Here is a 10,661-nt window from a genome sequence, read left to right as displayed (position 1 = left end):
CCGCGCGTCCTCCTCCGGAGGAACGACGCACGCCCCTACGGGGCGTAAAGACGCAACCCCCTCCGGGGGTTTAACTAATTCCTCCGGAATTAGTTATGAATTCCTCCGGAATTCATGCGCGACGATAATGGGAGTGAGGGGCTGTCTGGCGTCGACCGGCCAGTGGTGGTGAGCTGTTCAAACTAGCTAGCTACTGGGTCGGGTGACGGTGGTTGGGATGCTGGCGGCCTGACAGTGATTTGATGACTGCCTGTGGCATCCTGACTGACTGTCACCTGCCTTGTCGAGGCACCCCTGTGAGGGGTAAACGTAAGGGCAACCATACCCCGAGTACCCCTTTCGTGTCCACTCTTCCGAACCTGATGCATCACTCCGTGATGCCGGGTAGGGTCTGGGAAAACACAGCACCTCCCCCACAGGCAGGAAGCCCGGGAATTCCCTACAGGGAAAGGTCGACCGATGCCGGAAGAAAAAAGCACAGAATCCTCCTCTCGGCCATCACAAGACGCTATCGAAGAAGTGTCTGATCCGGAGCTGATCCGCTATCGGATCGTGGCTCAGCGCACCGATCCAGCGCATCCCGGCGCCGCGTTGCTGACGAACTACACCTACGGCCGGTCGGTCGAGGAGGCCGTCTCCAAGGCCCGGAAGGCGCTGGAGAAGCCGGACGGTTTGTACGGGGACCAGGGCCTGTACCGCGTGGTGGAGGTGGTCGAGGAGAGCTGCGAGAGCGCGCTCCGGCAACAGGAGGACGCCCGCCGGCGGTACCTCACCACCATCCTGGAGGCCGCCATCACCACCGTGCGCGGCCGCGAACTCGACGACCCGGATGGGGAGCTGCTCAGCCTCCTGGACGACTTCTTCACCCGCGCCGTCGTCTTCCCCGCCCCGCACACCGGCGGCGTACGGCCCCGGCCCCACCAAGCCACCTTCGGCTGGACCAGCGAGCCGCCCGGGATTCAGCATGCCAGCGACCCCGGACGAGCCCTGGCCCTGTTCCTCCTGGCCTACCTCGACCACCACGGCCTGGCGGTCACGAACCCAAGGGACCAACGATGACTGGCCACCGAGACACAGCGCCAGCGCCCGTACGCGAACTGGACGGGATCGCCAACCGCACCCAGGGAGACAGCGGAGGCACAGCATGAACACTGAGCAGCACGACGCTGACGCGTACGGCCAGGAGCTGGCCCGCATCAGCCAGCATCAGCACGAGGCCACGGCAGCACGCTTCACGGTGTTCCAGGCCCTGGCCGCCGTCGGTGTCCCGCCTGAGCAGGCGGACGGGATCGTGTCGCAGCTGGAGGCCGGGGCGGTGGCCGGCGCCCACACGTGGATCTCCAAGAGCAGCGCCCCGCACGGGTCCGACCAGCGCTACGAGGATGGCTGGTTCGAGGGTGTCCGTGCGGTCTCCAGCGACCTGCTGCGCATCGCCGACACCACCGCCGCCCAGCGCGGGCGTGCCACCTCCAGCGCCCTGCTGCTCGCCCACCTTCGACAGTCGGCCTCCCCCGCGCCGAAGACTCCGACGCAGGACCCAGCGCCCGCGGGTGAGGAGGTCGGCCGGTGATCTGGAGCAGGCAGGACCTGGCCCGGGACGTGGTCCGCCGGCAGGGCAGCGGCATGTCCGCGGTGCAGGTGGCGGAGAAGGTTGCTGAGGCAGCGGTGCGGGAGCGGGAGACGGCCGAGCAACTCCGGTCGCCAGGCCGGGTGGTGCGGGAACCGTATGCGACGGATCCGGAGGAGCTCGCCGAGGTGTGGGCCGCGAGGCATGCCGAGTGGCGGCGCGTGCAGGCCCTGGTAGAGGCATCAGAGTGGGAGACCTACGAGCCCGGCCGGGACAGCGCCGGCTCGGCGTGGGCCGCCGAGCGGGAAGCGCGGCGTGCGCAGGCACTGGCCGCGCACGCCGCGCACCAGGAACGGCGGCGGGAGGCCGCGGACGAACTGCGCACCGAGGTGTGGCTGTCCGCGGGGCCGAGCCGGCGACTGTGGGCGCTCGCCTCCCGAGCGGGGCTGACACCGCAGGAGGTCCTGGCGCAGCTGGCGGAGCGGATGGTCGTCGGCGAGGACGGCGCGGTGTCGGTCCAGCCCTTTAGGCCGTCGCGCTGAATTCCCGTACGGAATGCAGGTTCGTTGAATCGTTGGACCATGGGGAATAGAGGGGTATGAAATGGGCCGTATTCCACTTCGATCGCATCAGGTGGAGGCCGTGGATGCGATTATCCGCGGTCTTTCGGGTCCTGTAGATGGCGGGATGCCTGCCCGGGGTCTGCGGGGGACGGTGGTGTCGTCGACCGGGTCGGGCAAGACGATCACGGCGGCCACGGCGGCGCTCAAGATGGTGCCCCGGGGGCTGGTGGGAGTGCTGGTACCGACGCTGGACCTGCTCACGCAGACGGCGGAGGCGTGGCGCGCGGTGGGGCACAAGGGGCCGGCGGTGGCGGTGTGTTCGTTGGGGGCTGACCCTCTGCTGGAGGAGTTGGGCGTGCGGTGCACGACCAATCCCACGCAGCTGGCGCTGTGGGTCGGGAGCGGTCCGATGCTGGTGTTCGCAACGTACGCCTCGCTGTCGCCGCAGGGCCTGGAGGACGACCAGGACGTCGAGGCCAGCGGCGAAAGCGCGACGGCGCCGGGGGTGCTGGAGCGGGCCATGCGCGGCTCGTACGGGCAGCGCATGGGCCCCTTTGACCTCCTGGTGGTCGATGAAGCCCACCGCACCTCGGGGGATCTGAGCAAGGCGTGGGCGGCGGCGCACGACCAGGAGCGGATCCCGGCGGTACGGCGGCTGTACATGACGGCCACACCACGCCTGTGGGCAGCCTCCCCCAGCGCCGCCGGAGCAACGGGCCAGCCGGGCGCGGCGAGCGATTCTGAGGACGGTTCAGGGGCGTTGGGTGGGCGTCTGGTGGCCTCCTTCGACGACGTCGAGTTGTACGGGCCGATTCTGTACGAGCTGGCGCTGATGGAGAGCATCGAGCGGGGCATCCTTGCCAGCTTCGAGATCGACGTGCTGGAGATCCGGGACCCCGAGGCGCCAGGGCCGGACGCGTCGGTGGAGGAGGTGCGCGGCCGGCGGCTGGCCGCCCTGCAAGCCGCGCTGCTCAAGCACGCGGACGCCATCAGCGCCCGCAGCCTGATGACGTTTCACAGCCGCACCCTCGACGCGATGAGCTTCGCCCGTGCCTTGCCGGAGACAGCAGCCGAGCTACACGAGACCGACCCGGCCCTCTACCCGAAGCGGGTGGGGGCGGAGTGGCTGTGCGGAGAGCACCCGGCGCAGCATCGACGGGTGGTGCTGGACCGGTTCGCGGACGGCCTCGACGCCGAGGGGTGGGTGACCGACCTGGGCATCCTGGCGTCGTGCCAAGTGCTGGGTGAAGGCGTCGACATTCGCGGCAAGCGCGGCGTCGGCGGCGTCGTCTTCGCCGACACCCGCTCCTCGCCGGTGGAGATCGTGCAGATCACCGGCCGCGGCCTGCGGCAGGACCCCGGTGAGGGGAAAGTGGCGCGGCTGATCGTGCCGATCTTCCTTCAGCCGGGCGAAGACCCCGAGGACATGATGGCGTCCGCCAGTTACCGCCCCCTTGTAGCCGTCCTGCAAGGGCTTCGTGCGCATGACGAACGGATCGTCGAGCGCATGGTCGTTGCCACCCGCGGTGCCCGCGGCAAAGCCACCTCCGTCGTGGCCCTTGACCCCCAGCGTGAAGAGGACGAGGAGGAGGCTGCCGACGAAGACGGTGAAGAGCCGGCAGCAGCCGAAGACCTCGACGCCGGCGTTCCCGAGGAAGGCGACGGCGGCGAAGCAAGGACCGGGCACGGCGAAGCCGGCCGGGACCAGGACGAGGACCAGGAGGACGAGAAGAAGGGGGTGCCGTTGCTGCGGTTCTCCCTCCCCCGCAACCCCGACGTCATCGCCGCCTTCTTGCGCACCCGGGTGCTGCGGCCCGACTCCGAAGTCTGGCTCGCCGGCTACAACGCCCTGCGCAAATGGGTCGAAAAGCACGGCCATGCGCAGGTGCCGCTGGATGCAGTCGTGCCGATCGGGACCACCGAGAACGACGGCGAAGACGGCAACGGCAACAGCGGTACGTATGCGCTGGGAGCCTGGGTCAGCGAGCAGCGGCGCGCCTTCCGCGCCGGGACGCTCAGGGCGTGGAGGGTCGACCTGCTCAACGAGCTGGGCATGGTCTGGTCGGTCGCCGACGCCCGGTTCTACAAGAACCTGGCCGCAGCCCGGGACTACTACGCCCTCCACGCCACACTCGCCGCCCCCAAGGACGCCTCCATCGACACGGTCGCGGTGGGCCAATGGCTCGCCAACTGCCGAAAAACCGGCGGCCTGGGCAAGGACGAAGAACGCGCGCAGGACCGCCGGCGGGCGCTGGAGGCCATCGACCCCGACTGGAACCCGACCTGGCCCATCGACTGGCAACGCCGGTACGCCGCCTTGGCCGGCCTCATCAAGGACGGAGCAACGCTCGCCGAGGTCTTGCCCGGCGTCTCCGTCGGCGGCCAGGACATCGGCACATGGCTGCAGGCCCAACGCGAGGACTGGGAGCGCCTGAGCGACGGGCAACGCGAGCGTCTGGCCGACCTCGGGGTCGGCCCCGCCCCCGCTCCCACCCCGGAACCGGAGGCAGCCACTGCGGAACAGTCGGCGACCGTCCCCGCCGGAGTGCTTCGTCTGGCCACAATGACGGCCTTCGAGCGGGGAGTTGCTGCAGTGACGCAGTACATCGCACGCGAAGGCCACGCGAAGGTGCCCCGCAAACACGAAGAAAACCTCCACCCCGACAACGGCGGTGCCCCGGTCACTGTCCGGCTGGGTGTGTGGCTATCGAACACCAAGAGCCGCCGCGCCAAGCTCACCAGCGAGCAGGTCACCACCCTGGCCGGGCTGGGGCTGGACTGGGCGTAACCACGACTGACCACACCGCGGGAACGAATGAAGGCGAGGCAGGCTGGCCCCGATGCAACCGGGCAACGGGGCCACGCTGGTCCACGCGGGGGACGTGTACGACCACCCAACGGCAGTCGGCCGGCGCCAGCCCGGCGGTGACGCATGACGACGGGCGAGCCCACGGTCCCGCCCGTCGCACCACACCGCCATCCTCCCGTACGGCATGGGTCGGTGCGGGCCGTATGCGGGGAGCTGCGTCGCACGGTTCGCATTTCCCTTGGGAATCACCTTTTCGAGTGGGACGGGCGGTGTTCGTGGGTTGTGCAGGGCCGGTACGCCCTTGGCTGTCCGGCGTGAGGGGCGCGGCTCATAAGGCGTGCTCAATACGCGATCGGTGAGAGGGAGTGCGGGCGTGGAGGTCGCTTTCGGTGGTCCCGATGGGCAGGTGTCGCAGCTGTCGTGGGAGCGGGCGGTGGCCTCGGTGCGGTTCGAGGAGTTGTCGCCGGTGTCGGCGTTTCCCGTGGTGCCGGGACGTCGCTGGGGGCCGGGGTGGTGGTGGTCGGCGACCACCGGGCGTCATGTGGTGCATGGGTCGGTCTCGATGCGCACGCAGCTGATGGTCCTGGACCGGGACCCGGCGGTGGCCGGCCTGGCGGGGCGTCCTGTTCGGTTCGTGTGGCGGGGCGAGGCGGATGGTCGGGTGCGGTCGTGGGTGCCGCAGTTGTTTGCCCGGTACGCCGACGGCACCGGGCTGTTCGCGGACTGTCCCTCAGGGCCGGCGTCGGGCGGGATCAGGGCGCAGCGGGCTGGGGCAGTGCTGGAAGTGGCTTGTGCGCGGGTGGGATGGGCGTACCGGCGGCTGGAGCCGCTGCCTGCGGTGGTGGAGGCGAATCTGCGGTGGCTGGCCGGCTACCGCCATCCCCGGTATCGGGGGTCGTCCGGGCTGCAGGCTTCGGTGGTGGAGGCGTTCGCCGTGTCGCGGCCGCTGTTCGAGGGGGCGGTGTCGGTGGGTGATCCGCTACAGGTCTTGCCCGTCGTCTACCACGGGTTGTGGTCGGGGCGGTTGGTGGCGGGACTCGATGAGCCGCTGCATGGCGGATCGCTGGTCTGGGTGCCTGCCGTTGGTGGCTCGGGGCGCGGATCGGGAGCGGGGATCGACATGTTGGGTGGGGAGTGAGCGTGGTGGGTGGCAGTAAGGGGGAGGGCCGGCGTCCGGTGGTGGAGGTCGGCGGCCACGTGGTCTACCGGGGGCAGACGTTTCAGGTGGTCGGCCTGCAGGGGCAGCGGGTGGCTCTGCTGGGTGAGGACGGCACGGACACGTCGTTGCTGCTGGGGCGGTTGTTCGCCGATCCGGGCTTTGCGGTGGTGGGCGCGCGGGCGCCGGATGTAGTGCCGCAGTGGGGGCTGTTCGAGACGGTGCCGCTGGCAGCCCAGCAGCGGGCACTGGCGTGGCTGCCGCACATCCGGGAGGTGGAGACCGGCTGGCCGCACCCTGAGAGCAGCCGGGAGGGGCAGGTGATGCGGGAGGAGTACGACCCCGAGCGGTGGACGCTGGCGCAGCGGGAGGCGGCCAAGGCGGAGGAGATGACGGCGCTCGGGTTTACGCGGGTGACGCGTTTGACGGTGCAGAAGATGCGGCTGTCGTATCGCAAGCAGGGGCTGTGGGGGCTCGTTGATAAGCGCACGGTGCCCACGCGTACTCGTCGTCCGACGGGTTACGCCGACGAGCGGGTCGTGGCCGCGGTGCTGGAGGGGCTGCGCCGGCAACGGGGCCGGTCGAAGGGAACGGTGAAGGGACTGCAGGTACTGGTCGGGCAGATCCTGGAGGAGACGCACGGGCGCGGGGTGGTGGAGATGCCGTCACGGTCGTCGTTCTACCGGCTGGTGAGCGTGCTGGCGGATCCGGCCGATCGGCTGGGATACGGGGCACGGACCGCTACCGCGCCGGGTCGGGGGTCGGCTGCGCCGGTCGTACTGCGGCCCGGGGAGCAGGTGCAGATCGACACCACCCGGCTGGACATCATGGCCGTGCTGGAGGACGGCACTCTGGGACGCCCTGAGCTCTCGATCGCGGTGGACGTGGCGACACGGTCGATCCTGGCGGCCGTGTTGCGTCCGCACAGCACCAAGGCTGTGGATGCGGCACTGTTGCTGGCGGAGATGGCAGTTCCCCATCCGGCGAGGCCTGGTTGGCCTGCGGTGCTGCAGTTGTCGCGGGCGCAGGTGCCGTATGCGCGGATGCTGTCGCTGGATGCGCGGTTGGAAGGGGCGGCGGCCCGTCCGGTGACCGTGCCGGAGACGATCGTCGTGGACCGCGGGAAGGTCTACGTCTCGGAGAGCTTCGTCGCCGCGTGCGAGACGCTCGGGGTGAGCGTGCAGCCGGCCCCGCCACGGCGTCCCCAGGCCAAGGGCGTGGTGGAGCGGACCTTCGGGTCGGTCAACGACCTGTTCTGCCAGCACGTCGCCGGCCACACCGGATCCAGCGTGCTGCGCCGGGGCCGGGACACCTTGGCGGAGGCGCGGTGGACGATCCCGCAGCTGCAGGACTTCCTCGACGAGTGGATCGTCTGCTGGCAGAACCGGCCCCACGAGGGCCTGCGGCACCCGGTGCTGGCGAAGACGGCGCTGACGCCGAACGAGATGTGGGCCGCGCTGATCACCGTGTGCGGGTACGTGCCCGTACCGCTGACCGGTGCCGACTGGCTGGAGCTGTTGCCGGTGCGCTGGCAGCCCATCACCGAACGCGGCATCCGCATCGACTACCGCACCTACGACCACAAGGTGCTGGATGCCTGCCGCGGCAAGCGCTCCGACATCGCGTCCAGGGACGGCAGATGGGAGGTCCACCACAACCCGCATGATGCTCGCCAGGTCTGGGCGCGCCTAGGCGACGGGAAGCTCCACGAGATCCCGTGGATTCACCGCGACCACGTCCACCAGCCGTTCAACGACCAGATGTGGCGCCACGTTCAAAGCGAGGTCGCGCAGCGGGGCGACCGTGAGCAGCACGAGACCGACCTCGCCGACGCCCTCGACCAGCTCCTGCGCCGCACCCGCGCAGGCGTAGGAGCACCGCCGAGACGGCGGGGTCGCAAGGGCTCGATCACTCCGCCCGGCAGCGCAGCGGTACTCGAGGGGCTGGCACTCGGCCTGCCCCTGCCCGCTCCACGGCAATCCGGCACGACCGGCGCCGAGGTCGGGGAAGGCGCGGGCGTGGGGAGCAGCGGGCAGGCTGCCGCATCCGCTGGGGCCGAGGCCGCGGGTGCGTCGCAGGCGGGGCCGACGCCGGATGAGGGGTGGGACGAGAGCCTGGACGACCTTGCCGCCACCGGCCTGGCTGCCGGGACCGATGGAGATGCGGCGCTGGATGTCGCGGAGGAAGCCGGCGTGGCTGCCTCGTCTGCTGGTGTTCCGGCTGGCGGATACGGGCTGTGGGATGCCGAAGCGGAGGCCGAGCAATGGTGAGCGGTCCATGGAGCATGGGAGAGGCGTCGAAGGTCGGTACCGCGCCAAGGGCGCACCGGCCGGCGGACTCTGCGGTAGGCGCCGGGAACGTCGCGGGCGGCGCGGGCGGCAACGGGCAGGTTCAGCCGGGTGCGGTGACAGTGTGGGACGGGTTCGCCCGCTTCGCCGCCACACCCGTGCCCGCGCCTCCCGCGCCAGGGGCGCCGGCGCGCAGTCTCCAGGAGCGGGTGGGCTATCACTCGCGATTCGTGACGGTCCGCACTCCGGCGATCGACATGCTGGCCAAGCAGGTACGCACCCTGATGATCCTGGGCCGCCACCAGCAGGTCACCGCGCGCCCGTCCCTGATCGTCACCGGACCCGCCGGGGCCGGGAAGACCACCGCGCTGCTCCAGGTCGGGCGCGCCTGCCACCTCGCCCACACCCGACGCCAGGACGAGGCGGGTGTGGCTACGGGCGGGCAGGTCCCGGTCGCCTACGTGCTCGTGCCGCCCGCCGCCAGTGCCAAGACCCTCGCACTGGAATTCGCCCGCTTTCTCAGCGTTCCCGTCACCGCCCGCATGTCCCAGGCAGCAGTCGTCAACAGCGTCTGCCACACCTACACGCAGGCGGGTGTGCGGCTGGTGCTGATCGACGAGATCCACCGGCTCAACCCCCGCACCACCACCGGCGCCCAGAGCGCCGACCTGATCAAAGACCTCACCGAACGCATCGGCGCGACATTCGTGTACGCGGGCATCGACGTCACCGGCACCACCCTGTTCTCCGGGGTACGCGGGGCGCAGCTCGCCGCCCGCGCCAGCCTCGTCGACTGCGACCCGTTCCCCGCACACGACGGCACGTGCGAGCCGTTCAAAGACCTGGTACGGGCCCTGGAGAACGCCCTCGACCTCCGGTATCACCGGGCAGGGAGTCTGGTGCGGCTGGCACCGTACCTGCACGAACGCACCGCTGGGCGAATCGGGTCGCTTGCCCGTCTGGTCAAGCAGGCGGCCATCACCACGCTCATCGACGGCACGGAACGCATCACGAAGGCCACCCTCGACGGTGTCCGCCTGGACCACCTCGCCGAACAGCACTACCGGCCCCGCACCCGCACCAAGCCCGGTTCCCGGTGAGTCAGGCCGCTCTCGTGGCGTCTGCGCCCGTCGCCGGGGCATGGGCGCAGCTCCCGCTCCCGGCACCGGGCGTATTCCGCGTCCGGCCGCTGGCCTTCGAAGCGACCGCCTCCTACCTACAGCGCCTCGCCGGTGCCTACCGGCTGACACTGCCCCAACTCCTCGACAGCGCCGGTATCACCGTCCACGGACACGGCACCTCGCCCGCGGCAGGACTCGACCTCTCCCCCACCGCGGCGCGCCGAGTCGCTGCCGTGGCCCGAGTCCGGCCGGACGTCCTCACCCGTGCACTGCCCGGCCTGCTCCAGGACGGCACGACGGATGCCGGACCGGCCACCGCACGCTGGGGGCCCGTCGAACGCCGGCACCAAGCTGTTCGAGCGTGCACGATGTGCGTGCGGCACCACAGCCACGGCGCGACCTGCACCGCCTGGGTCCACCGGCCCTGGCACCGGTTGGTGTGCTGGCGCCATCAGCAAGCCGCACCCGACCCCCGACTTACTTCCACGCTGCGCACCGGGGCCGTTCCCGAACTCGCCACGGCCCACCACAGCCACCAGCGGCTGCAGCGACACCCGCGGGGCGCGAGTGCGTGGATGGCGGCACGCGCGATCACCACCCGCTGGTACGACCACCAGCAACACCTGACCCACCGCTGGCACCACCGGCTCCACCAACTCGTGGCAGGAAACCCGCAGTTACGCCGTGCAGGGAACGCTTCAGCCGTGCTCCTGGCCCGGGACCTGGTGACCTACCCCGAAACCGTCGCACTCGCCCGCACCCTGGCCACCCTCCCCCACCACCTCGGGGCCTGTCCCACCCGCGTTCCCCTCGGCCTGATCGGACACCGACTCGGCCTGGACCGGTTCTCCCCCGCTCCCAGCGACCCGCTCCACACCTACCTCAGATCACGCCCCTGACCAGCCCCCACCGGACCCCTGCACGGCCACACCAGACAGTCACCTCTCGACGCACCATTCCATCAACAACAAAGCCAAGATCAATCCCACACACCCACGAAACCCCTGACCAACACCCCGAACAACCAAACCGAACACCCACCACAAAGCCCAGACAAGCCACACTCCGCCCCTCCCCCACACCCCCAAATCCCCACCAGAACCACGAAACACCAGACCAAAACAACCCAGCTACCGAAGACCCCCACACCTCGCCAC

The 10,661-nt window shown here is 70.2% G+C and carries 8 protein-coding genes; all 8 read left to right on the top strand.

The window, feature by feature from the left end:
* Window positions 1–519: 519 nt before the first annotated feature.
* On the top strand, window positions 520–1,059 hold the full coding sequence (locus CG747_RS46560; RefSeq protein WP_257981235.1) for a hypothetical protein: 540 nt from the start codon (window positions 520–522) through the stop codon (window positions 1,057–1,059).
* An 85-nt stretch (window positions 1,060–1,144) separates the two neighbouring features.
* Window positions 1,145–1,570: a hypothetical protein gene (locus CG747_RS46555; RefSeq protein WP_100607915.1), complete on the top strand. Its 426-nt coding sequence runs from the start codon at window positions 1,145–1,147 to the stop codon at window positions 1,568–1,570.
* The gene (locus tag CG747_RS46550) at window positions 1,567–2,109 is read left to right on the top strand and encodes a hypothetical protein (protein WP_257981234.1); all 543 of its coding nucleotides are present in this window, start codon (window positions 1,567–1,569) and stop codon (window positions 2,107–2,109) included. Before CG747_RS46555 ends, CG747_RS46550 begins: the two co-directional genes overlap by 4 nt.
* Before the next feature lie 61 nt (window positions 2,110–2,170).
* Window positions 2,171–4,918, top strand: coding sequence for a DEAD/DEAH box helicase (locus CG747_RS46545; RefSeq protein WP_100607914.1), 2,748 nt, complete (start codon window positions 2,171–2,173; stop codon window positions 4,916–4,918).
* 394 nt (window positions 4,919–5,312) lie between these two features.
* Complete coding sequence (locus CG747_RS46540) at window positions 5,313–6,077, top strand: TnsA-like heteromeric transposase endonuclease subunit (RefSeq protein ID WP_308303868.1); 765 nt, start codon at window positions 5,313–5,315, stop codon at window positions 6,075–6,077.
* Between the two features lie 5 nt (window positions 6,078–6,082).
* The gene (locus CG747_RS46535) at window positions 6,083–8,365 is read left to right on the top strand and encodes a DDE-type integrase/transposase/recombinase (protein ID WP_257981233.1); all 2,283 of its coding nucleotides are present in this window, start codon (window positions 6,083–6,085) and stop codon (window positions 8,363–8,365) included.
* 134 nt (window positions 8,366–8,499) lie between these two features.
* Entirely contained in the window at window positions 8,500–9,483 is a 984-nt protein-coding gene (locus CG747_RS46530) for a TniB family NTP-binding protein (RefSeq protein WP_257981232.1), read from the top strand.
* 14 nt (window positions 9,484–9,497) lie between these two features.
* A complete protein-coding gene (locus tag CG747_RS46525; protein ID WP_100607911.1) occupies window positions 9,498–10,403 on the top strand; it encodes a TniQ family protein in 906 nt (301 codons plus the stop codon).
* Window positions 10,404–10,661: the final 258 nt, after the last annotated feature.

Source organism: Streptomyces sp. CB02959 (assembly GCF_002803155.1).
Classification (GTDB): domain Bacteria; phylum Actinomycetota; class Actinomycetes; order Streptomycetales; family Streptomycetaceae; genus Streptomyces.
Note: the sequence above shows the minus strand (reverse complement) of the source record. Positions and strands in the feature narration are given on the sequence as shown.